A 23,537-nucleotide genomic window follows, 5' to 3' on the forward strand; every position below is an offset into this window, starting at 1 on the left:
ATCGGCACGGACACGACGGGCAGCGGAAGGAAGCGCGTCATGGCATCCAGTGAGATGCGCGCACATCGACGCATCAACCTCGACCACGCCGAGGCGATGCGGTTGCTGGGCAGCGTGTCGCTGGGACGGATCGTCTTCACCCGGCAGGCCCTTCCCACCGTCCGCCCGGTCAACCACGTCCTGGACGACGGCGACATCGTCATCCGTACCCACGAGGGTGCCGCGCTGACGTCTCATGCGCAGCTGGGCGACGGCGCCGGCGTCGTCGTCGCGTACGAGGCCGACGTCATCGATCCGGACACCCACCTCGGCTGGAGCGTGGTCGTCACGGGCTATGCCCAGCTGGTGACCGACCCTGCCGAACTGGGGCGTATCCGTGGGCTGCTGCAGCCCTGGGCACCGCTGGAAGCTGTGGACCAGGCGGTCCGCATCCGCCCCGAGCTGGTCACGGGTGTCCTCCTCACCGAGGCGGGTGGCGCGGGGAGGACAACGGGGTGAGGGGGAAGGTGTGGGTGACCAACTGCCCGGTCGGCGGCCGGCCGCCCGCGGCCGTCCGCGGCAGGGCCAGGGCTTCCGTCTTCCGGAGCGTCCTCGGGAGCCGGATGGGGACCAATGGGCCCTGCCCGCGGATGATCCGGGTCCGCGCGGCCTGCCGCCGAGCCCTGTCGGCCCCTGTGGGCACAGCCCCACCGGAGTCACCGTCGAAGGGACAGCACGACCAGGAGGGGTTCCGAGATGAGCACCATGAAGCGGCTGTGGCGCTGGCGGAGCAACCCGCTGCGGCGGCACGAGGACGTCGTCGAGGCCTGGGTGGTCCTGACGGTCTGGGTGGTGGTCGCCGTTGCCGGCGCCTTCGCCGGACTGGTGACGGCCCGCAGCGCCGAGCACGAGTTCGCACAGCAGCGAGCCCATAGGCACACCGTTCGAGCCGTCCTGGCCGCCGACGCACCGCACGGCATCAGCGGGGCCTGGTCGACCGACGGCCGTGTCCAGGGGTCGGTGCGGTGGACGGCTCCCGACGGCACCCCTCGTACCGGGCGGACTCTGGTCGACGGGGGCCTCAAGGCCGGGGCCCCGGTGACCGTCTGGCTCGACGACCGGGGCCGGCTCACACTCTCGCCGCCGACGGGCCGTGTCGAAGGGCACGTCGAAGCCGCCCTCTTCGGTGTCTCGGCAGTCCTCGCCGTCGCGGCTCCGGTCCTCGGCGCGGGCGCCTTCGCGCGAGCACGGCTCGACCGGCGTCGCATGGCCCGATGGGACCGGGAGTGGGATCTGGTGGGCCCGCAGTGGGGCCCGAGGACGGGCTGAACCGTATCCCGGCAGCCGCACACCCCCATCGCACCGCCCGAGCGGGCACGGCGGCCTTCGGCGGGCACGGCAGGCTTCAGTGGGGCAGGCGGGCTTCAGTGGGTACGGCGGGCTTCAGTGGGTACGGCGGTGGGCACGCGGGAGGATGAGGCGAGGTTCATGAACGAGACGCTGTCCCTCGGTCGGATCGCCGGCGTGCGGGTCGGCGTGAACTGGAGCGTCCTGGTCATCGTCGTCCTGGTGACGGTCGCTCTGGCGCGCGGCGAGTTCCCCGCCGCCCATCCGGGCCACTCCGCCGTGCAGTACTGGGCTCTGGCCCTGCTGACCGCGGTCGTCTTCCTCGCCTCGCTGCTGGCGCACGAGCTGGCCCACGCTCTCGTCGCCCGCCGCAACGGCGTGCGGGTCGACGGGATCACCCTGTGGATGCTGGGCGGCGCCGCGCGTCTGCACAGCGAAGCCGCGACCCCGGCCGCGGAGCTGCGCATCGCCGGCGTGGGTCCGCTCACCAGTCTGCTGGTCGGCGGTGTGCTCGCGGGCGTTGCCGCCGGGCTGGACGCGCTGCACGCGTCCGGGCTCGTGGTCGAGGGAGTCATCTGGCTGTCGGCGATCAACATCCTGCTGGCCGTCTTCAACGCGCTGCCCGCCGCCCCGCTCGACGGGGGGCGGCTGTTGCGTGCGTATCTGTGGCATCGCACCGGCGACCGGCTGCGGGCCACCCGCGGCGCCTCCGCGGCGGGCCGGGCGCTGGGCTGGTTCATGGTGCTGACCGGCTTCGCCACCGTGGTGTTCGGGCACAGTCTGTCCGGCCTGTGGCCCGCGCTGATCGGCTGGTTCCTGGTCAGCGCGGCGACCGCCGAGGTCCGGCAGGCCGAGATGCGCAACGCGCTGGGCGGCGTCCCGGTCAGCCGCGTCATGACCCCGAACCCGGTCACGGTTCGGGACACGGCGACACTCGCCGACTTCCTGGCCGAGGGTCCCTTCGGCCGCTACCGCCACTCGGCCTTCCCCGTGCTGGCGGCCGACGGCTCGGTGGTCGGTCTGCTCACGGTGCGGCGCGTCGAGACGACGCCGGCCCAGGCGCGTCCCGGCACGACGGTCGGCGAGGTGATGCGTCCTGTCGACGACATCGTGACCGCCGCGCCCGACGAGCCGGTGCTCGACCTCCTGCCCCGGCTGCAGTCGAGCCCGGTACGCCGTGCGGTGGTCCTGGACGAGGGACGCCTCGTCGGCATCATCACGCTCGCCGACATCACGCGGGCGCTGGCGTGGCCGACCGGGCCCACGCAGGCCCGCCCGCGCAGTACCGGCCCACACGTCCCACACGTGACGAAGAAGGCGTCGTGGAAGAAGGCGTCCTGACGGACGACCTCAGCGACCGAGGGACGATCGAGGTCCGCCGCCCGAGGGCTGTGCTGTCGAGGTCGCCGTGCGCCCGCTTCAAGCCAGGCCCGTCGGTCGTCCCGGATGGTGCCGTGACGGCCGCCCGGCCGGTCACTCCGGCTCCGGTACCACGGCCACCGGGCAGGCCGCGTGATGCAGCACCCCGTGGGCGACGCGGCCCAGTTGCAGCCCGAAGCGACCCGGGCGGCGGCGGGCCCCGACGACCAGCAGATCGGCTTCGCGGGACACCGCCAGCAGGGCGTCGCGGGCGAAGCCCTCGATCGTACGGCGGTGCACCCGCAGGCCGGCCGGGATGTCCCGCAGCGCCTCCTCCACCGTTTCGGCGGCTTGCCGCTCGTGCAGGTGGGCCGGTGCTCCGGTGATCAGCGGGTGCGCGCGGGGCTCGTGCAGGGGACGGCGCCAGGCCCGCACAGCCTCCAGCGGGACCCCGCGCAGCAGGGCCTCCTGGACCGCGAACCGTACGGCGGCCGAGTGCGTCGGCTTCTCGCCCACCCCCAGGACGATGCGACCGTGTCTGCCCGAGCGGGCTTGATTGTCATGGCTTCCGCGCAGCACGATCACCGGGCAGTGCGCGCGCCCGGCCACCGTGACACTCACGGAGCCGAGGAGCGTCTCGGTCACACCGCTGCGGCCACGACAGCCCAGGACCATCGCGGCGGCGCCGCAACTCTCCCGCATCAGGCCGTACTCCGGTTCCTCGGGCAGGATGTCGGTCGTGATCTTCACGCCGGGCTGCCGGATGCGGGCACGCACCTCGGCCGTCTCGACGATGTCCTGGGCCCTCACCTCCTCCGCCGGCTTGCCGAGGTCGTGGGCGAGGGAAGCGCCCTCGTAGCGCTCCCAGAGCGAGGCGTAGACCAGCCGGAGTGAAGCTCCGCGCAGGGCTGCCTCGTCGGCGGCCCACTCCACGGCCCTCAGGCTCGGCTCCGAGCCGTCGACGCCGACGACGATCGGGAGGTCCGCGGGGGCGCCGTGGACCTGTGCGGCCGCTGCATTCATGGGCTTTCCTCCTCGGGGCGGCTCAGCTGTGCGCGACGACCGCGACGGGGGCGGTGATGTGGTGTATGGCCGCATGCGTGACATGGCCGATGTGGGCACCGAAGAAGCCGGTGCGGATGCGCCGGCCGACGACCACCAGGGAGGCGTCACGGGACTCGTCGGCGAGGACCTGCGGTGTGCTTCCGCACCGGCTCACCTCGATGACCTCGACGTCCGGGAACTTCTGGCGCCAGGGGCGCAGCACCTTGCTCAGCAAGGAGGCCTGTCCGCGCTGGAGCGTGTCGTAGAGTTCGGCGTCACCGGGGAAGCGGTAGAAGGACGTGGGCGGTTCGGGCCAGGCGTGGACGGCCCGTAGTGCGGCCTTCCGCCGAGCGGCCGCGTCGAAGGCGAATTCCAGCAGCGTGTCGTCCGGTCGATCGATGTCGAGGCCCAGCACGACGGGACGGAACGGCGCCGCAGCGGACGGCACGCCCGCCGGGTCCAGCCTGTGCTCGTCGACGGCCAGCTCCTGCGCCCGAACGAGCACCACGGGGCGCTCGGCGCGGGCGACGACACCCAGGCTCACCGAGCCGACCATGAACCCGTGCAGTCCAGTGAGCGCCCGCGAGCCCAGCACCAGCAGTTCGGCGAAGCCCGCCGCCTCGCACAGGACATCGGCCACGGTCCCCGTCAGCTGCTCGGTGATCACTTCGATGCCCGGGTGACGAAGCCGAATGCCGTCCGCCATCTCGTGCGTCAACTGCTGGGCCCAGCGCTGGTAACGCTCGAGGTCCAGCAGCGGGGTCCGGGCCGCGTACCGGGGCGTCGGCTCCTGGACATGCACGATCTTCAGGGGCAGATTGCGCAGCAGCGCTTCGCGAGCCGCCCACTCGGCTGCGGCCCGGCCTTCGGGCGTGTCGTCGAGACCGACGGTGACGGTGCGGGACATGGCGTCCACCTCCCGGTGCGAGGGTTCCCTCATCAGCGTGGCGCCGGCTCGCCGGCCGCATCAGGGGCCACACGTCCCGTCCGGGGACCGACCGACCCTCCGCGATGCGGTGGCCGGACGGGCCGTGCAGAGGCCGGGCGGCCCCTGGCCCGCCGCCGCCCTTCCGGCACACCCTGGAGGGAAGCCCGACACCCATCGAGGCCCTTGTGGAGTCATCATGTACGGCACCCCGCACATCGTCAGCGACGTCATGACCCAGACGGTCGCCGCCGTCGGCCGACGGGCCCCCTTCAAGGAAATCGTGCACATGATGCAGGACTGGCAGGTCAGCGCCCTGCCCGTGATCGAGGGTGAGGGCCGGGTGGTCGGCGTCGTCTCCGAAGCCGACCTGCTGCCCAAGGAGGAGCTCCGCGACGACCCCGACGCGGGCCCTCTGCAACGGCATCAACCCGGTGTCGAGGCCAAGGCCGCCGCCCTCACCGCCGGAGATTTGATGTCCTCCCCCGCCGTCACGGTACGGGCCGCCGCCACACTCGCCGAGGCCGCGCGCATCATGGCGCGGGAAGGGGTCAAGAGGCTGCCGGTGGTGGACGAAGCCGGGCTGCTGGCGGGCGTCGTCAGCCGGGCCGACCTGCTCAAGGTCTTCCTCCGCGACGACGAGGACATCGCCGAGGAGGTACGGCGCGACATCGCCTCGTACCTCTTCCCGCCGCCGTCGTCGAGCGTCCAGGTGGAGGTGCACGACGGTGTGGTGACGCTCACCGGGCGGGTCCGCGACACCGCCGTGGTGCCCGTCGCGGCACGGCTGGTCAGGGCCGTGGAAGGGGTGGTGGACGTGGGATTCGACTTCGCGCCTGACAGCCGCACGCAGTAGCCGGCGCGGATACCGTTGCCGGGCGGCTGGCGCCGGACGGTCCCTGGCGCGTCCTGCGCCGTCGGGCGACGATCGAGGTCTGGGACGTCCGGCAGTGTGGCCGGCGAGGCGGACGCCGCCGGACGCACTCTCGCCCGCGCCCGCACGTGCCCGTGGTCGCATTCTCGCGCCGATCGGCCGAGGTTGACCCCACAACCCACGTGACCAGCACGAAGTCGGCCCGCACAGCTCTCCGAGAACGGAGGATCGTCCTTCGGGCTGAGGGCGTCCGGGTCAGTCGGCGGTGAGCAGGTTCTTCACCTCGACCACGTCGGTCATCCCTTCAATCTCCGCCACCAGCCGGGCCACCGTCGCCGAGGGCATCCGCCCGGTCAGCTCCACGATGCCGTCGTGCACGGCCACCTGGACGTTTTCCCGCTCACCCGGTGGACAGCACGCGGCGATCATTGCCTCGACGTCCGTCCGGATGCCGGAGTCGTCCCTGATGAGCGACTGCAGCAGCGCATCACGGCGCACCACCCCCACCAGGCGGCCGTCGCGGTCGGTGACGGGCATCCGCTTCAGCCGTGACAGCGCGGCCAGCCAGGCCGCCTCGGCAACGGTCGCGCCCGGGAGGACCGTGATCGCCGGACTTGTCATGAGGTCGGCCGCCCGGTCGCCACGGGCCTTGCTGTGGATCCGGCGCTCACGCAGCCTGCCGATACGGCCGGGCCGGTGACCGGATGCCTCGAAGGCGACCTTGGCCAACAGGTCGGACTCCGAGACGACGCCGACCACATGGTCCTCGGCATCCACCACCGGGAGCGCGCCAGCGTGCTCGCGCGCCAGCGCGCGGGCGATGTCGCGGTACGGCAGGTCCTCGCGCAGGGAGGCCGCAGGCACGTCCATCACGTCCCGCACCAGGGGCAGTGCCGGTCCCGGCGGGAAGGCGGGCTGTGGCCTGAGCGACGGAGGCGCGGGCCGGGCCGTGTCGCTCGGTGGAGTTGTCGGCGCCTGCGCTGCTGTGCCCGCATGCCTGGCCGCGGCGGTGACCACAGCACCCAGGTAGCGAAGCAGCGTGTCCTGCCGTGCTGTTTCGCCGGGACTCCAGGAGCCCGAGGGCACATCCCGCCGGGCTTCGGCCTCCGCGGAGAAGTTCTCGTGCTCGTTCACGGCGGCCTCCTGGCTCCGTCGAGTTGCCTACCGTCCCAGTCTTTCGACCATGCTGCCCGTGCCAAGAGCCGAACGGCCCTGGCGGGACGGCGTGACGGCCCTATCCGGTGCGGGCCGCGACGGTAACGGTGAGACTGAAGGAGCAACCGACTGGCAGGAGGCCACCGATGAGCTTGCGGGACTTCCTGGAACGGTTCCGTCCGGCGGGCACACCGGGAGCGTCGGCCACCGGTGTGCCCGCCGATCGTACGGCGGAGCGCGCCGCGGAACTGGAGCCCGCCCTCGCCCGGCTGGCAGACGTTCAGCAGGCGGCGGCGCTGATCCGGGCCGCCGCTGAGCAGGAGGCCGAGGCCCTGCGGCAGAACGCCGCGCGCGAGGCGGCACACCTGGTGGATGCCGCGCGGGAACGTGCTCCCGAGGTTCGCCGACAGGCCTCGGAACCCCTCCTGCAAGAGGCACGGCAGGAGACGGAGGCCCTCCGCGCTGCCGGAGACCGAACTGCCTCGGTGATCCGCGGGCGGGCCCGGGAGCGCATGCCTCACCTGGTGGATCTCGCCGTAGCCGACGCCCTGCGCCTGACCGCCGGGGAACCGCCATGAGTGCCGGCTGGGTTGCAGGAGCGGTGCGCGCAAAGGCCCTCGTCGGCCGATGTCCGGGCGCCGACGGGGCACGGCAGATCGCGCGTGGTCCCACGCTCGACGACGCTCTGCAACGCCTGGCGACCACGCCCTACGCACGGCACACGCGGACGGCGGCGGACCTGCGCCATGCCCAGCGGGCGGTGTCCGCCACCCTGCTGTGGCACCTGCGGGTACTGGCCGGCTGGCTGCCCAGGAGCGGCGCACGCCTGCTGGTTCCGCTCGCCGCCGGGTTCGAGATCGCCAACGTGGCCTCCCGGCTGCCCGCTGCCGGCGTTCGGCACGCGCAGGCCGCGCAGCCCTATCGGCTCGGCGCGCTGGAGACCGCCTGGCGGCATCTGGAGCCCGCCCGCACACCGGCCGAAACGCGGGCGGCGCTCGCCGCCTCCCCTTGGGGGGACCCCGGCGGCGACACGCCGTGGGCGCTGATCACCGGCATGCGGATGGCCGCCGCGCGGCGCACCGCCCTCGCCGTACAGCCGGCGCGCCGCTGGGCCCGGGGACGCGCTGCCCTGCTGGCGGCACGCGAGCTCTTCGTACACCACCGCTCGCTTCCGGAGCCCGTACTGCACGACGCGGCGCGGCTGCTCGGGAGGCGCGCGACGGCCGCCGCCACGTACCAGGAGTTCTGCGAGCGCCTGCCGTCGTCGGCGGCGTGGGCCCTGCACGACATCGGCGAGCCGGGTGAGCTGTGGCGGGCCGAGGCCCGCTGGTGGCGGACAGTGGACGCCGACGGCGCGGCGCTGGTGCGTGAGGGCCGGTATGGGCCCCGGGTGGTCGTCGGTGCGGTGGCGCGGCTGTCCGTGGACGCCTGGCGGGTGCGGGCGGCGCTGGAGTCGGCGGCGCGCGGGGGCCGGCCGGGGGACGTGTTCGATGCCGTGGTCTGAGGCACTGACTCCGGTCCGGATGCGCCGTGTGGCGGTCGTCGTGCCGCAGGCGGCCCTGCGGGACGCTTTGGTGCGGATCGCCGAGGAGGGCTGCGTGGAGCTGGACCGCGCCGAGGAGGCGGCTCCGGGGGCGGCGGCCGTGCGGCTGCAGCGGTTGCGGGGGCGGGGCGCGGCAGCCGGCCGCCAAGGCTCCTCGACAGCAGTCCTGTCCCCCGCCTCGCCCGATCTCGACCTGCTCGAAAGCCGTGGGAACCTTGCGCTGTTGGCCGGCGAGGCCCAGTTGGAGGAGCGCGCGCAGGGCGCGGTACGACAAGGAGAGGTGGCCGCCCTGGCCGGGTGGTGCCCGGCCGCCGAGGTGCCCCGTGTCGCGGGACGCCTGGCCGCTGCGGGAGGCGCGCTCCTGCCGCTGCCGTCCCCGCGTGGAACCGATCCGCCGACGCTGCTGCGAACGGGCCGGACCGCCTCCTTCACCCCGCTGGTGACGACGTACGGGACCCCTGCCTACGCGGACCTCGATCCGTCGTGGCCCGCGGGCCTCGCCTATGTCGCGATGTTCGGGATCATGTTCGGCGACGTGGGGCACGGGGCGCTGCTGGTGCTCGGCGCGGTCGCGGTGCGCTCGGGGTGGCCGCCCCGGTTGGCCCCGCTGCGCAGGATGTGGCCGTTCCTCGCGGGTGCGGGCGTCGCCTCCATGGTGGCGGGGGCCGCCTACGGCGAGTTCTTCGGGCCGACGGGGCTGCTTCCGGTGCTGTGGCTCAGCCCGCTGGAAACGCCTGCCCGTCTACTCGTCGCCGCCGTGCTGTTCGGTGCTGTGGTGCTCGCCCTGGCACACGCCGCCGGGGCGGTGAACCGGGTGCGTGAGGGCGGCTGGGGCGCGGGGCTGTACGGGGCGTCCGGCTGTGCCGGGCTGCTGTTCTACCTGGGTCTCGCGCTGGCCGCGGCGGGCCTTGTCCTGCATCGGCCGGCTTCGGCCGTCGCGGGAGCCACTCTTGCCGTCGCCGGGCTGGCGCTGGTGGCGATCGGCCTGCTCCGGACCACTGCCGGCGGCGGGGCGGGACTCGCCGAGACGGTGGTGCGGCTGTTCGACGTCGTCGTGCGGACGGGCACCAACACGCTGTCGTTCGCCCGGCTGGCCGCCTTCGGCCTCACGCATGCCGCCCTCGCGGACCTTGTGTGGCGCGGTACCACCGGCCTGGCCGGCCGTGGTGCCGCCGGGGTCGTGGGCGCCGCCCTGCTGTTCGTCGTGGGCACGGCCGTCTCCTTCGCCCTGGAAGCGCTGGTGGCCGGTGTGCAGGCGCTGCGGCTGGAGTTCTACGAACTCTTCTCCCGGCTCTTCGAGAGGGAGGGCCGACCGTTCCGTCCCTGGCACGTTCCCCCGGCGGAGCCTGCCGATCCCGCTACGAAGGTGATCCCATGCTCACCTGGCTGATCGTCCTGCCGGTCTTCGCCGCGGTGCTCGGGGCCGTCCGGCTGCTGTGCCGGCGCCGGACCAGACACGCCTTTCGCTGGCTTTTGGCCACCAACCTCGCCCTGCTGGGCGGCGCCCTCGTCGTCCTCGGCACGGCGTTGGCGGGTCCGGCGCAAGCCTCGGCACCGGCCGCATCCGGTGGGATCAACGGATCCGCGCTGATCGGGGCGGCCGTCGCGGTGGCCGGCGCGTCCATAGGAGCCGCGATCGCCGTCGCCTACACGGGTGCCGCGGCGCTGGCCGCGCTGAGCGAGCGACCGGAGATGTTCGGCCGGGCCATGGTGATCGTCGGTCTGGCGGAGGGCATCGCGGTGTACGGGCTGGTGGTGGCCATCCTGCTGATCGGAAAGGCATGACGATGGCTACCGTGGCCGCCATCGGCGCGAGGACCAGCGTGTCCGGTCTGGCGCTGGCGGGGGTCGACGTGCTCGCCGCGGAGAATCCGGACGCCGTCCGCCGGGCCTGGCGGATGTTGCCCCGCACGGTCGGCCTCGTGATCCTCACGGCCGAGGCCGCCGAAGCGCTGGGCGGTGCGGTGACGGCGCCGGGCCCGTCCCGGCCGCTGACGGTGGTGATCCCCGGATGACCGCGCCGGTGGACGCCCTGGCCCCCGTCCGCGCAGAGCTGCTGCGCGCGGCGCGAGCCTCGGCCGACGCGGTCATGGACCGGGCGCGCGCCGACGCGAACGAAACCCTGCGCTCAGCCCGCGCCACGGCCGAGGCCGTGCTCACACGGGCCCGGGACCTCGGGAGGGCCGACGGTGCCGCCGCCGCGGCTCGGGAACGGGTGCGAGCGCTCCAGGACTCCTGGGCAGGGGAACTCGCGGCCCGCGCCGAGGTCCATGCGGCCCTGAGGGCCGCGGTGCGGGCGGGTGTGCGAGAGGAGTTCGCCAAGGACCCGTCTCTGCGGTCGCGCTGCGCGGCTGCGGCACGGGAAGTGCTGGGTCCGCGGGCGAGGGTCACCGCGGCCTCGACGGGCGGGGTGACGGCCGAGGTACCCGGCCGCCGGGTCGACCTGTCGGCGGACGCCCTCGCCGAGCGTGCCCTGGACCGGCTGGGGGTCCGGGCCGAGACGTTGTGGGAGCCGGCATGACCACCTGCGGCACCCCTTCGCCGTACTCGTCGGACAGGCGCACGCTTGCGCGGATCACGCCCGGCACTGCGCCGGAGGGCGCGGACGGCGCGCGGGTCCTCCGGGTCGCCGGCCCTCTCGTGGAGATCACCTGCCCACCCACGGTGGCCATGCACGACCTGGTCCTGCTGGGCGCCGCCCGGCTGCCGGGCGAGGTGGTCGCCATCCACGGCGACACGGCCGGCGTCGAGGCGTACGAGTACACCGGCGGGCTGGCCCCCGGGCACCCTGCAAAGCCCCAGGGCCGTCCCCTGTCGGTGCGGCTGGCACCGGATCTGCTCGGCGGCGTGTTCGACGGGCTGCTGCGTCCTCTGGCCGGCATCGGCGACTTTCTCACGGCAGGCGGACCGATGACGGGTGAACCGGATCGTCGCGCCTGGTCGTTCGCACCGCGAGTGGCCGAGGGAGAGCCGGTCGCCGCAGGTGACGTCCTCGGGGAGATCGACGCGGGCGTGCCGCTGCGGCTCCTGGTTCCCCCGGCCCTGTCGGGTGAGGTGACGTGGATCGCGGCGGCGGGTGATCACCCTTCGGACGCCGTGCTGGCCGAGGTGGGCGGCCAGGAGGTGCGTATGGAGCAGTCCTGGCCGGTGCGCAGACCGCGACCGGTCGCCCGGCGGTTGCCGGCGGACGTGCCCCTGACCACCGGGCAGCGGGCCGTCGACCTGCTCTTCCCCGTGGCACGGGGCAGCACGGTCGCCGTGCCCGGCGGATTCGGCACGGGCAAGACCATGCTGCTGCAGCAGATCGCCAAGTGGTGCGACGCCGACGTCATCGTCTACGTCGGCTGCGGCGAGCGCGGCAACGAGATGGCCGACGTCATCGAGGAGCTGGCGGAGCTGACCGATCCGCGGACCGGGGGCCGTCTGGCCGAACGGACCGTGACGATCGCGAACACCTCCAACATGCCGATGATGGCCCGCGAGGCCTGCGTGCACACGGGCGCGACGGTCGCCGAGTACTTCCGCGACATGGGCCTCGACGTCGTGCTGATCGCCGACTCGACCTCCCGATGGGCGGAGTCGCTGCGCGAGTTCGCCTCCCGCATGGGCGAACTCCCCGCCGAGGAGGGCTATCCGGCGGGGCTCGCCTCGCAACTGGCCGCGTTCTACGAGCGGGCCGCCGCCGTGCGCACCCTCGGCGGCGCGAGCGGCTCGGTCACGGTGATCGGCGCGGTGTCTCCACCGGGCGGTGACCGCACCGAGCCCGTCACCGCGCACACCGAGCGCTTCGTGCGCTGCCTGTGGAGCCTGGACCGCGATCTCGCCTACGCCCGTCACTATCCGGCCATCTCCTGGTCGGAGTCCTTCTCCCGGGACGCCGCCACGCTGGCCGCCGCCCATGCGCAGGCCGGTGACACCCAGTGGTCCGAGCGGCGTGGACGGGTGGCACGGCAGTTGGCCGAGGCCGACCGGCTGGCCGATCTCGTCGAACTGGTCGGCATCACGGCGCTGCCGCCCCGGGAACGGATCAGCGTGCTCGCCGGACGGCTGCTGCGCGAGGCCACGGTCCAGCAGAACGCGCTGTCCCCTGCGGACGCCTACAGCGCCCCGGCGAAGACGGCGGCCCTGGTGGAGGCCGTACTGACGGTCATCGACCGGTGCCTGGAACTGGTGGACTCCGGCATCCCCGCAGATGCCGTCGAAGCGGTCGACTTCACCCCGCTGCTGCGGGCGCGCGAGACGGCGGGCCCCGCCGAGACCGCTCCGGTCGCCGCCGCCCGCGACACCGTGCTGGCCCGGCTCGAGGAGGCAGCATGAGCGGCGTCGCGCCCGTCGAGTACACGGGAGTGCGGGACCTGCGCGGTCCGCTCCTGTTCGTCCAGGGAGTGAGCGGGGTCGGCTGGGACGAGTTCGCCACGATCGTCCTCGATTCCGGTGAACGACGGCACGGCCTGGTGCTGGAAGTGGATCGCGACGTCGCGGTGGTACAGGTCCTGGAGGACACGGCCGGCATGAACCGCACCGGAACGCGCGTCGCCTTCTCGGGGGCACCGCTGCGGATACCGGTCGGCGCCGGGTGGCTGGGACGGACGTGCAGCGGCCGGGGCGAACCGGCCGATGGCGGGCCACCGGTGCTGGGCGGGTCGTATGCGGAGGTCGGCGGTGCGCCGATCAACCCGGTGCGCCGGGAATCACCGACCGAGGCGGTCCTCACCGGTGTGGGCGCCGTGGACGTGCTCACCACGCTGGTACGGGGCCAGAAGCTGCCGGTGTTCTCGGCGGCCGGGCTGCCGCACATGGAGCTGGCGGTGCAGATCGCGGCTCAGGCGACGTGCGGAGGTGAGCCGTTCGCCGTCGTGTTCGCCGGCATGGGTCTCACTCATGCCGACACCGCGTACGTCCGCGAGGGGCTGGCGGCTCGCTCGGCCGCGAGGGAACTCGCCCTGTTCCTCAACACCGCCGACGATCCGGTGATCGAACGGCTGCTCACCCCACGACTGGCCCTGACCGTCGCCGAGCACCTGGCGTTCACCGAGGGCCGTCACGTCCTGGTCGTCATGACGGACATGACGGCGTACGCGGAGGCGCTGCGCGAGGTGTCCGCCGCGCGGGGCGAGACTCCGGCTCGCCGGGCCTATCCCGGCTATCTCTACAGCGACCTCGCCTCCCTCTACGAACGCTGCGGCCGCATCAGGGGCCGGCCGGGTTCGGTGACCGTCCTGCCCGTTCTCACCATGCCCGCGGGCGACATCACCCACCCCGTCCCGGACCTCACCGGCTATATCACCGAAGGGCAGATCGTGCTGTCCGGCGAGGTGCGGGCGGCAGGCACGTATCCGCCCGTCGATCCGCTGGCCTCGCTGTCGCGCCTGATGCGCAAGGGAACCGGAGCGGGACGCACCCGAAGGGACCATCCGGCCGTCGCGGCGCAGTTGATCGCCGCGCTGGCCCGGTCCCGGCAGGTGCGGGAGCTGGCCGACCTGATCGGACGGTCGGCGCTCAGCCCGACCGATCTGCGCCATCTGGACCTGGAGGACGCCTTCCGGCGCCGCTTCCTCGCGCAGGGCACCGACGAGGGCCGGTCGCTGGACGACGCCCTGGACCGGGCATGGGAAGTGCTGCTGACCCTGCCGCGCAGCCAGCTCGGCATGCTTCCGGCCGACCTGCTCGACGCCCACGCTCCACCGCAGGAGGAGGAGCCGGGATGAGTCCGCGGGCGCGCCGGGTCCCGGCTGGACGCGCCGGGCGCCTGCGGCTGCGCCGCAGTCTCGCCACGGCCGTTCGCGGTGCGGACCTCCTGGAGCGCAAGCTCCGGCTCCTGCTGGACCGGGAGCACCGGGCACGGCAGGCGGCCGAGGAAGCGGGCCGGGTGTGGCGGCACAGGCTGGCCGAGGCGGAAACGTGGCTGGTGCGCGGCGTGCTGCTCGGCGGTGAAAGCGCGCTGGCCGAGGCAGTGCCGGCGGAGCGGGCGCGCGTCGACGTCCAGTGGGGCGCGCTGATGGGCGTGTACCACCCGGCAGCGGTCGGCTGGACGGACCCCGTCCGCTCCCCGTGGGAACGGACACCGTCCAACACCGCTCTCGCCCACGCCGAGACGGCCTATCGTGCCGCGGCCCGTGCCGCCGCGGAACTCGCCGCCCACCAGGCAGCCGCCGAGCTCTTGGCCGCCGAGGCCGTACGGACTCGGCAGCGGGTCCGCGCCCTGCGCCGGCACTGGATCCCCCGGCTCCTGGACGAACTGGCCGCGGCAGACCTTGCGTTGGAGGAGGCGGAGCACGAAGAAGCGGTACGGCGTCGTCGGGCTGCCGGCCACGGCGGCCCTTGAGCTCTTCGTGCGACCGCCCGCCGATGGCGGGCCCGGGGACCCGCCATCCGCCGCGAGTCCGGCATCACTTCCCGTGCCGGACTTTCACGTGCTTCGCCTCCGTCTTCTCGGCGCCCAGACCCACGCTGACGGTCAGCATGCCGTCGGCGTAGTAGGCCTCGACGTCGTCCTCGTCGGCGCCCGGCGGCAACGTGACGCTGCGGCTCATGGCGCCGTACCGGATCTCGCTGTGGTTCTTCGTGACGTCCTTCTCGGTGCGTTCGGCCTGCACCGTGAGGATGCCGTCGCTGATGGAGACGTCGATGTCGTCGGGGGACACGCCCGGCAGCTCCGCCCGCATCACATAGCGGCCGTCCTCCGTGTAGTCCTCGACCCGGATCGCGTACCGCTCACCCATCATGGGCATCGCGAAATGGGCCGGAAGGTTCTCGAACCAGTCCGACACCTCCGGGAACGCGAACCTCTGCTTGCGTGGCAACATCGTCATCGGCCGTACCTCCTCACTGTTGCGTGGCCTGCCGACACCTCCAGTCCAGGGCGCACGGGCCCGTTCCGCTGAGGCCGAACAGTCCATGTCTTGGGACCTGAGGTCCCTCGTCCGAGGCTCTTGCACGGCTCGCCGCCTCGGTGCGCGCCGACATCGAGGCCCGGCTGCGTCCACAGGGGCGTGTCGCGGTCTCGGACACGGCGGTCTCCCGCCCCGTCCCCCTCTCGGCGCGCACGCGCCGACCGGTCCCCGTGCACGCGGAGGGTCCACAGGGCCGCCGCCGGGACCAATGGCCCCTGGCAGGGCGGGAGTGCCCGAGCCTTCCATGGAATCGGCGGCATTTCCTCCGCGTCGGCGCAGGGAGGAGGGGAGGAGCGATGTCCGCTCCAGCACCACCGAAGAAGAACGATCAGACCGCTGTGTCGTCCACCGGTTCCGGGACGACGGAGTTCTCGACGCGCGCCCGCGTCGGCGACGAGATCGTCGTACGGGGGATCACGGCGCGAGTCGGCCCACGGGACGGCGAGATCGTCGGCCTCCCTCACCCGGACGGCAGCCCGCCGTACGGCGTGCGCCGGGCCGTACTTCCCGGGTCCCGACGCCCACATCCGCCATCCGGTGACCGGAGTCGGCCGTGACCCGGCCCGCTGAGCGCCGACCGATCGTGGTGGGCCTCGATCCTGACCCCGGCCACCGGATGGCGCTGGCCTGGGCTGTCGACGAGGCCGATCGTCGGCGGTTGCCGTTGCGCCTGGTCCACGTCGAGGGCGTGCCCACCGGAGGCTACCGCGGGTCGGCGGTCCCACCGTCGTGGGAGGCGTGGAACGAGGCGCTGCACAAAGCCGGTCAGCAGGTGCTGGAGGAGGCCGCGGCCTTCGCCGCGGCCCGGTGTCCACGGCTCGAGGTCGACGCTCTGCTCGCGGAGGGCGACCCGGTGTGGGTGCTGCGCGAGCAGAGTCGGGGCGCCGCCGCCGTGGTGCTGGGGTCACGGCACCTGAACCGCAAGCAGAAGGTGTTCGGCCGGCACGGGGTGGCCCTGCCGCTGATGGCGCACACGCGCTGTCCCGTGGTGGTCGTCCCCGAGCCGGAGCACATCACCCAGGATCCCGCATACTTCGTCGTCGGGGTCGACGGCAGCGAACATTCGGCCACCGCGGTCGACGTGGCGTTCGAGGAGGCTGCCCTGCGCGGCGCGGAGCTGCGGGCCCTGCTGGTCTGGGAGCCCGCAGCGCCCCGGGTCTTCGACGAGTACGAGCCGCAGCAGGAGTGCCGCCGCCTGCTCTCCGAGATCGTGGCCGGCCGCCGGGCCCGCTTCCCCGAGGTCGACCTGCGTCACGAAGTGGTCCTCGGGCATCCCGTCGAAGTTCTCACCGACGCCTCGGCGCATGCGCTGGGTCTCGTGGTGGGAACCCGAGGCCGTGGGGGCTTTACCGGCATGTTGCTGGGCTCGGTCAGCCAAGGCGTGCTGCGTCACGCCGCCTGCCCTGTCATCGCCGTCCCGACACCGGAATGACACCAGGTCCTGGCACGAGAGGAAGCCCCGGTGACCGCAGAACCTCGGCGTACGTCGATGGTGATCCGGTTCGGCCACGGCCCCAAAGGCTCCGCGAGCCCACGGCGGGCGGTCGCCGATCCGCTCGACGCCCTCTGAACCGCCCGACCGGACAACGTGGGACAGCAAGGAGTGGTGACATGAAGGTCTCCGAGGTGATGACCGCTCCCCCGGTGTGCGTGGAGCCGCATGTTCCGCTGGCCGAGGTGACCCGGCGGATGGCCGAGTGCGCGGTCGGGTCCGTCCTCGTGGTCAAGGACGGAGCACTGCACGGCATAGTCACCGACCGCGACCTCGCCGTACGCGGCATGGGCGGTGGCCTGACGCCGAAGGCCAGGGTGGACGCCGTCATGTCGCCCGGCGTCGTCACGGTCGCGGCCACCGCCGACCTGGAGGTGGCCTACCGCACGTTCAACCGCACGGGGGTCCGCCGGCTCCCGGTTCTCGACGCAGGCCGGGTGGTGGGCGTGCTGACGATCGACGACCTGTTCCTCGACGTCCTCCGGCGGCTCGCCGACCTGCTGGGACCGGTCTCCTGGAGCGTCCTGCAGGAGCCGCCCGGCCCTCCCGCCAAGGCCGGAACCCCGCATGAGCCCTGAATCGGCCGGGCAGGGCACGGCTGCTCTCGGTGGGGGCGGCCCACCGGCGGGCATCACGACGACGGCGCCGCCCCCAGGCCGCCGAGACGCCTGCGGCTCGTCCGGCGCCGTGCTGCCGGTGCCGGACGTCCTGCGCGTCCTGCAGAGTTCCCCGCGCGGTCTCACACCGGCCGAGGCGGCCGCACGGCGGGAGCGGTACGGCCCCAACGAGCTGCCCGGCGTGGGCCACGGCCAGGTGTGGCGCCGGCTCGTCACGCAGTTCACCGACCTCTTCGCGGTGGTCCTGCTCGTCTCCTCCGCGATCACGTTTCTCGCGTACTGGCTGGGGCAGCCCCGGAATCCGGCCACCCTCCAACTGGCCCTGGCGATCCTCGGCGTGGTGCTGCTGAACGCCGGCATCGGCTTCGCCCAGGAGTACTCCGCCGAACGCACGGCCGAATCTCTGCAGGCGATGGTGCCGCACACCTGCCGCGTCCTGCGCGACGGAGAGCGGCGAGAGCTGTCCGCGCGGGATCTGGTGCCGGGCGACGTCGTGATCCTGGAGGCCGGGGACGCGGTGCCCGCCGACTGCCGGCTGGTCGAGGCGCACGAAGCCGCCGTCAACAACGCCGCGCTCACCGGCGAGAGCGATCCGGTCGCCCGCGTCGCCGAACACGTGCCTCCGGGGCCGCCGCTGCAGGCCCGCAACTGCGTGTTCATGGGCACCGACCTGGTCGCGGGCACGGGCAAGGCCGTCGTGTTCGCCACGGGCACGGCCACCGAGTTCGGGCGGATCTTCCGGCTCGCCGCGGCCGCGCCCAGACAGCAGACCCCGCTGCAACGGCAGGTCGCCCTCATGGCCCGCAGGGTCGCGGGCGTCGCGCTCGCGACGGGCGCCGTGCTGTTCGCGGTGCGGGTGCCCAGCGGACAGCCGTTCGTCGACACGTTCGTCTTCTCGCTCGGTGTGATGGTCGCCCTGGTGCCGGAGGGGCTGCCGGCCACGCTTTCCGTCTCGCTGGCGATCGGTGTGCGCCGCATGGCCCGTCGGCACGCGCTGGTCAAGCAGTTGCTCGCGGTGGAGGCGCTGGGTTCGACGAGCGTGATCTGCACCGACAAGACCGGCACCCTCACCCAGGCCGAGATGACCGTCGTCCAGGTGTGGGCGGACGGTGTGTCGCACCCCGTGTCCGGAGTGGGGTACGCACCGGTCGGGGAGATCGCCGACGCGGGGCCCGTACGGGAGTTGCTGCGGGCGGCGGCTCTGTGCAGCAACGCCCGGCTGGTGCCGCCGGCCGGGCGGGCCCCGTGGCGCGTGCTCGGAGACACCACCGAGGGGGCCCTGCTGGTGGCCGCCCGGAAAGCCGGCCTGGATCCGGCGCGGGAAGAGGCCGTTACGCCCCGGGTGGCGGAGCATCCCTTCGACTCCGCGCGCAAGCTCATGAGCACCGTGCACCGCAGCAGCGACGGCAGCTGCTTCGCGTATGTCAAGGGCGCACCGCTCGAACTGCTCGCCCGCTGCGACGCCATCGACCGCGGCGGTACCGAGACGCCGCTGTCCGATGCGGCCCGCGCCCAAGTGGCGGCGGCCGCGGACGGCATGGCCGGACAGGGCCTGCGCGTCCTGGCGGTCGCCCGGCGGCGGGTCGCCGGTCCACGGGCGCCGCTCGAGGACGTCGAATCGAAGCTGACGCTGCTGGGGCTCGCCGGGATGTACGACCCGCCCAGGCCCGAGGTGCGCGAGGCGGTGGACGCGTGCCGGCGGGCCGGGATCCGCATCGTCATGGTCACCGGAGACCATCCCCTCACCGCGGAGGCCGTCGCCCGCCGCGTCGGCATCGTGCGCGGTCCGGCCCCCACCGTGGCGACGGGCACCCGGCTGGACGCGCTGGACGACGACGGCCTGGACGCCCTGCTGGCGGGCTCGGGCGAACTGCTGCTGTGCCGGGTCAGTCCCGAGCACAAGATGCGGGTGGTCACCGCGTTGCAGCGGCGCGGCGAGGTCGTCGCCGTCACCGGCGACGGCGCCAACGACGCCCCGGCCCTCAAGCACGCCGACATCGGCGTCGCCATGGGTGCCTCCGGCACCGACGTCGCCCGCGAGGCCGCCGTGATGGTGCTGCTCGACGACTCCTTCGCCTCCATCGCCACCGCCGTCGGGCTGGGGCGCTCGGTCTACCGCAACATCCGGAAGTTCCTGATCTACCTCTTCAGCCACAACATCGCCGAACTCGTGCCGATCCTCGCGGCGACCTTCGCCGGATTCCCGCTGGTGCCGATCACGGCCGTGCAGATCCTCGCCATCGACCTCGGCTCGGACGTGCTGCCCGCGCTCGCCCTCGGTGCCGAACCGATGGAACCAGACGTCATGAACAGCCCGCCGCGACCCCGCCGGGAGCGGCTCTTCTCGCCGTCCGTCATGGGCCGCATCCTCTTCCTCGGCGGCATCCAGGCCCTTGGCGTGTGCGCCGTCTTCTTCTGGCACATCCAGGCCTCCGGCATCCCCTACGCCGAATTCACCAGGAGCGATCCCGTCTACCGGCAGGCGATCACCCTGGTCCAGGCCGGCATCGTCGTCAGCCAGTTCTTCAACGCCCTGGCCGTGCGCACCGACCGGCAGAGTGTCTTCCGGGTCGGCCTGTTGACCAATCCGTGGCTGCTGGCCGCAGGCTGCTCGGGCATCGGGCTGGTGGCCGCCATCAGCTACGCGCCACCGCTCCAGGCCATCTTCCACACCGCGCCGCTGGCTCCCGCCGACTGGGCGGTTCTGACCGCGTTCGGAGCGCTGCTCCTGGCCGCCGAGGAACTCAGGAAATACGCGCAGCGGCGCCGGCGGACACTCCCGAAGGGAGGAAGGTGATGAGAGTGATCATCGCGGGTTGCGGCCGGATCGGAGCCACCCTGGCCACGCAGCTCGTCGCCGAGGGCCACGACGTACGGCTCGTCGACCGGCAGCCGAAGGCGCAGAAGAAGCTGTCACCGGGCTTCCCCGGCGCCTTCCACGTGGGCAACGGCTTCAGCCGTGCCGTGCTGGAGACGGCCGGCATCCTCCACGCGGACGCCTTCGTCGCGGTCACGTCCGGGGACAACAGCAACATCGTCAGCGCGCGCACCGCGAAGGAGACGTACCGGGTTCCGATCGTCCTGGCCCGCATCCACGATCCGCGCCGCGCCGACATCTACCGGGAACTGGGCATCCCGACGATCTCCAGCGTCCGCTGGGCCGTGGGCCGGATCCACCAGATGCTGCTGCACCGCCACCTCACCCCCGAGCTCAGCTTCGGCAACGGCGAGACGCTCCTCGTCCGCTCCCAACTGCCGTCCTACCTCACCGGACGGCAGGTCACCGAGTTCGACGTCGACGGCGAGATCCGCGTCGTGGAGATCACCCGCGCCGGTCGCTCGCTGCTCCCCGCCCACGGTGTCCTGGCCGAGCCCGATGACCTGGTCACCTTCAGCGTTGCCGCCACGGCGCTGGGCCGGCTGAGCGGCTTTCTCGACAAGGAGCTGGGAACGTGAGGGTCCTGATCGCGGGTGCGGGCCGGCTCGGCACCCAGATCGCCCAGGTGCTGTCCGCGGCTCGCAACGAGGTCACGCTCGTCGAGTACGACGACGACCGTGTGGCCGAACTCGGCGACCTGCCGCACGTGCGCGTCGTGGCCGGGGACGCCTGCGAGCCGGCGCTTCTCGAACACGCGGGCGCCCTCGCCTGCGACCTGGTCATCGCCGTCACCGGCCGCGACGAGGACAACCTCGTCATCAGCCTGCTCGCCAAGCGGCAGTTCGGCGTGGGGCGCGTGGCCGCGCGCGTCAACGAGGAGGAGAACGCCTGGCTCTTCGACCAGCGGTGGGGCGTGGACGCGGCCGTGCCGGCGGCCACCCCCCTGATCTCCCTCATCGAGGAGGCCACCGGCGCCACGGACACGGTGGCGCTGCTGCGGCTGAGCAAGGCGGGGGTCGAGGTCATCGAGACCGCGATCACGGAGGAGTCCCGGGGGGCGGGACACCAGCTGGGTGAGATCCAACTGCCCGCCGGCACCGTGGTCGCCACCGTCGTACGCGACGGCCGTCCCATGGTCCCGGGCCCGGAGGTGCGGCTGCTTCCCGGCGACGAACTCCTGCTTGTGTCGCACGAGGCGACCGAGCAGGAGATTCACGCGGCATTCCAGTGAGCCGGCCCCGGGCGGTCCCGGCCCTCGGGTCACTGCTTCCGGGGGCGCACGATCACGACCGGACAGCTCGCGTGCTGCGACACGTGCTGACTGACGGAGCCGAGCAGGGCACGTGCGAAACCGCCCCTGCCCCGGCTGCCCACCACCAGGACCTCGGCCCCTTCGGCCGCCCGCAACAGGACGTCGGCCGCGTTGCCGTGCACCACACGGGTGCGCACCGAGCCCGCGGCCTCCGCGCCGAGCACCTCGGTCAGCTCCTGGCCCATCTTCTGCCGGGTCTCCTCCTCGTCCATCTGCATGTCGACCGCGGGCCCGGACCAGCCGTACAGGCCCGGCAGCTCCCACACGGCGACGGCCTCGACGGTGCCCCCGATCCGGTCGGCGTAGCGCACGGCCCAGCGCAGCGCCTCGTACGAGGACTGCGACCCGTCGACGCCGACCACCACCCGCGGCTCCGCGGCATCCGTGTCCATGCGTCGCACCTCTCCTTCGGAGTCCGTGCCCATCGCACCGGGCCACCTTGTTCTCCACGCTGAGGGCCCCGTCGCCGGACCGCCACCGATGGGCATCCGGTGGCATGAAACCGTGTGCCGCGGTGGTCACCGCGATGGTGCCCGACGGCACGGTGCGGCGCGTCGAGACCATCGGGGTGCCGAGCCGGTTCGGCTGACAGCGCGGTGCGGACGGTGCCACGCCGTGCGGGGTGGACCGCGGCCGGTCTCGCCGCGCCCTCACTGCCGTACGGGTACGAGCGCGACAGGGCACTGGGCGTGGTGGAGGAGGGTGTGGCTCACGCGGCCGAGCTGGAGACCGAGGTGTCCTCTCCTGCGCCGTGCTCCGACGATCACGAGATCCGCGGCCGCGGAGCGGTGCACGAGGATCTTGCCGGCCGGTCCCTCGAGGGCCGCCGGACGTGTGCGGACATGCGGGTGGTCGGCGCTCGCCGTCCTGAGAAGAGCCTCGATCACGGCCGACGCGCCTTCCTCGTACGTGTCCGCCGGTCCGCCGGGCTGCAGCCGGTCGCCGCTCCTGTCGTAGGCGGGCCTGCGCCAGGTCCGCACGACGTCCAGGACGCACCCGCGCACCTCCGCCTCGCGGAAGGCGAAACGCACCGCCTCCGCGCTCGTGCCGGTCTCGCCCAGACCGAGCAGGATCCGCTCGTGCGTACCCCGCAGACCCGCACGATCGCCCCGGACCACGACCACCGGGCAGCGCGCCCGGGCGGACACCCCGAGACCGACCGACCCCAGCAGCAGGCCCTTGAGTCCGCCACGGCCGCGCGAACCCACCACCAGGGCAAACGCCTCGTCGCCCGCGCGCACGAGAGCGTCCACCGCGTCCTGCGGCACGATGTCGGTGGTGACCTTCACATCCGGGTTGCGCCGTTCGGCGCGATCGGCCGCCGAGGCCACGATGTGCTCGGCCAGCACCTGCTCGGAGGGCCGCTTCGGGTCCGCCGAGGGAATACCCGCCTCGTAGCGCGCCCACAGGGAGGCGTACACCAGCCTGAGCGGGACACCATGACGGGCGACTTCGTCCACGGACCAGTCCACGGCCAGCAGGCAGGAGTCCGATCCGTCCACGCCTACGACCAGAGGGGGCGTCATTGGTCCCACCGCCTTTCCTGGGGCCGCCGGAAGCGTGCGGCACGAGGGGGGAACTTCACCGTCGCACCACCCTGCCGGCGGCCGCGAGGGCGCTTCGGCCCGTGCTGAAGGACCATCGGCCCCCTACGGCCCGTGGTCCGGTCCGGGTGCCTGCCGAATGCAGGCGGCCACCCGGTCGATCAGTTCGGGAAGCGCCGACCGCACCGCCGCGCTCAGGGGCGCGCCGAGCCCGACGTCCGCCACCTCCATGGCATGCACCACCAGCCTCTGCGGCAGCTGCCCCAGTGCCTCCGCCAGGGCGAGGCACTCCGCGAGGCCGAGCGCATGGGTACTCGCCGTGGCCGCCGTCCGGTTGGCGGCTTCCGTCGCTGTCAGGGTGTGCAGCTCCCCCGGCCGGGCCGGCCGTGCGCGCAGGGCCTCCACCACGACCACCGTGTCCGCGCCGCGCCACAGGTCGAGCATGCGTGCGGGTTCGCCGTCGCTGACCGTCAGGACGGTTCCCTCCGGGACACGGCCCCGCAGCGCCTCCACCGCTGCCGGACCGACCCCGTCGTCACCGCGCAGGGGATTGCCCACACCGATCACCACGACCC

Annotated in this window: 26 protein-coding genes; 19 read left to right on the top strand and 7 right to left on the bottom strand. The window is 73.2% G+C overall.

Annotated features, from left to right (window positions below; all coding sequences use genetic code 11):
- Positions 1-39: 39 nt before the first annotated feature.
- From ACLU3S_RS10550 to ACLU3S_RS10560, 3 genes are all read left to right on the top strand, one after another.
- Positions 40-498 (top strand): pyridoxamine 5'-phosphate oxidase family protein, encoded by a 459-nt coding sequence (locus ACLU3S_RS10550; RefSeq protein WP_413951493.1) that lies wholly within the window; start codon positions 40-42, stop codon positions 496-498.
- Positions 499-735: 237 nt separating this feature from the next.
- Positions 736-1,308: a hypothetical protein gene (locus ACLU3S_RS10555; RefSeq protein ID WP_413951494.1), complete on the top strand. Its 573-nt coding sequence runs from the start codon at positions 736-738 to the stop codon at positions 1,306-1,308.
- A 159-nt stretch (positions 1,309-1,467) separates the two neighbouring features.
- A complete protein-coding gene (locus ACLU3S_RS10560; RefSeq protein ID WP_413951495.1) occupies positions 1,468-2,667 on the top strand; it encodes a site-2 protease family protein in 1,200 nt (399 codons plus the stop codon).
- Between the two features lie 132 nt (positions 2,668-2,799).
- Here ACLU3S_RS10560 and ACLU3S_RS10565 read toward each other — a convergent pair whose 3' ends face one another.
- Positions 2,800-3,708 carry a universal stress protein gene (locus tag ACLU3S_RS10565; RefSeq protein ID WP_413951496.1) on the bottom strand — a complete coding sequence of 303 codons (909 nt, stop codon included), beginning with the start codon at positions 3,706-3,708 and terminating at the stop codon, positions 2,800-2,802.
- Positions 3,709-3,730: 22 nt separating this feature from the next.
- Positions 3,731-4,636, bottom strand: coding sequence for a universal stress protein (locus ACLU3S_RS10570; RefSeq protein ID WP_413951497.1), 906 nt, complete (start codon positions 4,634-4,636; stop codon positions 3,731-3,733).
- A gap of 217 nt (positions 4,637-4,853) precedes the next feature.
- Here ACLU3S_RS10570 and ACLU3S_RS10575 point away from each other — a divergent pair, with 217 nt between their 5' ends.
- On the top strand, positions 4,854-5,510 hold the full coding sequence (locus ACLU3S_RS10575; RefSeq protein ID WP_413951498.1) for a CBS domain-containing protein: 657 nt from the start codon (positions 4,854-4,856) through the stop codon (positions 5,508-5,510).
- A 273-nt stretch (positions 5,511-5,783) separates the two neighbouring features.
- On the opposite strand, the gene ACLU3S_RS10580 is transcribed toward ACLU3S_RS10575, so the two are convergent.
- Positions 5,784-6,662: a CBS domain-containing protein gene (locus tag ACLU3S_RS10580; protein ID WP_413951499.1), complete on the bottom strand. Its 879-nt coding sequence runs from the start codon at positions 6,660-6,662 to the stop codon at positions 5,784-5,786.
- 167 nt (positions 6,663-6,829) lie between these two features.
- On the opposite strand from ACLU3S_RS10580, the gene ACLU3S_RS10585 reads away from it, so the two are divergent.
- Genes ACLU3S_RS10585 through ACLU3S_RS10625 form a run of 9 tightly spaced genes read left to right on the top strand, consistent with a single transcriptional unit; the run spans position 6,830 to position 14,551 of the window.
- Positions 6,830-7,261, top strand: a complete 432-nt coding sequence (locus tag ACLU3S_RS10585) for a hypothetical protein (RefSeq protein ID WP_413951500.1) — start codon at positions 6,830-6,832, stop codon at positions 7,259-7,261.
- A gap of 23 nt (positions 7,262-7,284) precedes the next feature.
- The gene (locus tag ACLU3S_RS10590; protein ID WP_413951501.1) at positions 7,285-8,187 is read left to right on the top strand and encodes a hypothetical protein; all 903 of its coding nucleotides are present in this window, start codon (positions 7,285-7,287) and stop codon (positions 8,185-8,187) included.
- A complete protein-coding gene (locus ACLU3S_RS10595) occupies positions 8,174-9,616 on the top strand; it encodes a V-type ATPase 116kDa subunit family protein (RefSeq protein ID WP_413951502.1) in 1,443 nt (480 codons plus the stop codon). Before ACLU3S_RS10590 ends, ACLU3S_RS10595 begins: the two co-directional genes overlap by 14 nt.
- On the top strand, positions 9,601-10,011 hold the full coding sequence (locus ACLU3S_RS10600) for an ATP synthase subunit C (protein ID WP_413951503.1): 411 nt from the start codon (positions 9,601-9,603) through the stop codon (positions 10,009-10,011). Before ACLU3S_RS10595 ends, ACLU3S_RS10600 begins: the two co-directional genes overlap by 16 nt.
- Positions 10,008-10,241 (top strand): V-type ATP synthase subunit F, encoded by a 234-nt coding sequence (locus ACLU3S_RS10605; protein ID WP_413951504.1) that lies wholly within the window; start codon positions 10,008-10,010, stop codon positions 10,239-10,241. The genes ACLU3S_RS10600 and ACLU3S_RS10605 overlap by 4 nt, the downstream gene beginning before the upstream one ends.
- Positions 10,238-10,747, top strand: a complete 510-nt coding sequence (locus ACLU3S_RS10610; RefSeq protein WP_413951505.1) for a hypothetical protein — start codon at positions 10,238-10,240, stop codon at positions 10,745-10,747. The genes ACLU3S_RS10605 and ACLU3S_RS10610 overlap by 4 nt, the downstream gene beginning before the upstream one ends.
- Positions 10,744-12,543, top strand: coding sequence for a V-type ATP synthase subunit A (locus ACLU3S_RS10615; RefSeq protein ID WP_413951506.1), 1,800 nt, complete (start codon positions 10,744-10,746; stop codon positions 12,541-12,543). Before ACLU3S_RS10610 ends, ACLU3S_RS10615 begins: the two co-directional genes overlap by 4 nt.
- Positions 12,540-13,934: a V-type ATP synthase subunit B gene (locus ACLU3S_RS10620; protein WP_413951507.1), complete on the top strand. Its 1,395-nt coding sequence runs from the start codon at positions 12,540-12,542 to the stop codon at positions 13,932-13,934. The genes ACLU3S_RS10615 and ACLU3S_RS10620 overlap by 4 nt, the downstream gene beginning before the upstream one ends.
- Positions 13,931-14,551 (top strand): V-type ATP synthase subunit D, encoded by a 621-nt coding sequence (locus ACLU3S_RS10625; RefSeq protein ID WP_413951508.1) that lies wholly within the window; start codon positions 13,931-13,933, stop codon positions 14,549-14,551. The genes ACLU3S_RS10620 and ACLU3S_RS10625 overlap by 4 nt, the downstream gene beginning before the upstream one ends.
- 64 nt (positions 14,552-14,615) lie before the next feature.
- On the opposite strand, the gene ACLU3S_RS10630 is transcribed toward ACLU3S_RS10625, so the two are convergent.
- Positions 14,616-15,038 (bottom strand): Hsp20/alpha crystallin family protein, encoded by a 423-nt coding sequence (locus ACLU3S_RS10630; protein ID WP_413951509.1) that lies wholly within the window; start codon positions 15,036-15,038, stop codon positions 14,616-14,618.
- A 377-nt stretch (positions 15,039-15,415) separates the two neighbouring features.
- Between ACLU3S_RS10630 and ACLU3S_RS10635 the strand changes: the two genes are divergently transcribed.
- The 6 genes from ACLU3S_RS10635 to ACLU3S_RS10660 all read left to right on the top strand — a co-directional run bounded on the left by ACLU3S_RS10635 (position 15,416) and on the right by ACLU3S_RS10660 (position 21,337).
- Positions 15,416-15,676, top strand: a complete 261-nt coding sequence (locus ACLU3S_RS10635) for a DUF1918 domain-containing protein (RefSeq protein WP_413951510.1) — start codon at positions 15,416-15,418, stop codon at positions 15,674-15,676.
- Positions 15,673-16,551, top strand: a complete 879-nt coding sequence (locus ACLU3S_RS10640; RefSeq protein WP_413951511.1) for a universal stress protein — start codon at positions 15,673-15,675, stop codon at positions 16,549-16,551. Before ACLU3S_RS10635 ends, ACLU3S_RS10640 begins: the two co-directional genes overlap by 4 nt.
- A 179-nt stretch (positions 16,552-16,730) precedes the next feature.
- Positions 16,731-17,189, top strand: coding sequence for a cyclic nucleotide-binding/CBS domain-containing protein (locus tag ACLU3S_RS10645; RefSeq protein ID WP_413951512.1), 459 nt, complete (start codon positions 16,731-16,733; stop codon positions 17,187-17,189).
- Positions 17,179-20,025 carry a cation-translocating P-type ATPase gene (locus tag ACLU3S_RS10650; protein WP_413951513.1) on the top strand — a complete coding sequence of 949 codons (2,847 nt, stop codon included), beginning with the start codon at positions 17,179-17,181 and terminating at the stop codon, positions 20,023-20,025. The genes ACLU3S_RS10645 and ACLU3S_RS10650 overlap by 11 nt, the downstream gene beginning before the upstream one ends.
- Complete coding sequence (locus ACLU3S_RS10655) at positions 20,025-20,684, top strand: potassium channel family protein (RefSeq protein WP_413951514.1); 660 nt, start codon at positions 20,025-20,027, stop codon at positions 20,682-20,684. Before ACLU3S_RS10650 ends, ACLU3S_RS10655 begins: the two co-directional genes overlap by 1 nt.
- On the top strand, positions 20,681-21,337 hold the full coding sequence (locus ACLU3S_RS10660; RefSeq protein ID WP_413951515.1) for a potassium channel family protein: 657 nt from the start codon (positions 20,681-20,683) through the stop codon (positions 21,335-21,337). Before ACLU3S_RS10655 ends, ACLU3S_RS10660 begins: the two co-directional genes overlap by 4 nt.
- A gap of 29 nt (positions 21,338-21,366) precedes the next feature.
- Here the strand turns inward: ACLU3S_RS10660 and ACLU3S_RS10665 are convergent, their stop codons facing one another.
- From ACLU3S_RS10665 to ACLU3S_RS10675, 3 genes are all read right to left on the bottom strand, one after another.
- A complete protein-coding gene (locus ACLU3S_RS10665) occupies positions 21,367-21,810 on the bottom strand; it encodes a universal stress protein (RefSeq protein WP_413951516.1) in 444 nt (147 codons plus the stop codon).
- Positions 21,811-22,068: 258 nt separating this feature from the next.
- Positions 22,069-22,944 carry a universal stress protein gene (locus ACLU3S_RS10670; RefSeq protein ID WP_413951517.1) on the bottom strand — a complete coding sequence of 292 codons (876 nt, stop codon included), beginning with the start codon at positions 22,942-22,944 and terminating at the stop codon, positions 22,069-22,071.
- 123 nt (positions 22,945-23,067) lie between these two features.
- The gene (locus ACLU3S_RS10675) at positions 23,068-23,532 is read right to left on the bottom strand and encodes a hydrogenase maturation protease (protein ID WP_413951518.1); all 465 of its coding nucleotides are present in this window, start codon (positions 23,530-23,532) and stop codon (positions 23,068-23,070) included.
- Positions 23,533-23,537: the final 5 nt, after the last annotated feature.

It is taken from the genome of Streptomyces sp. AF1A (genome assembly GCF_047340315.1).
In the GTDB taxonomy this organism is placed as follows: Bacteria; Actinomycetota; Actinomycetes; order Streptomycetales; family Streptomycetaceae; genus Streptomyces.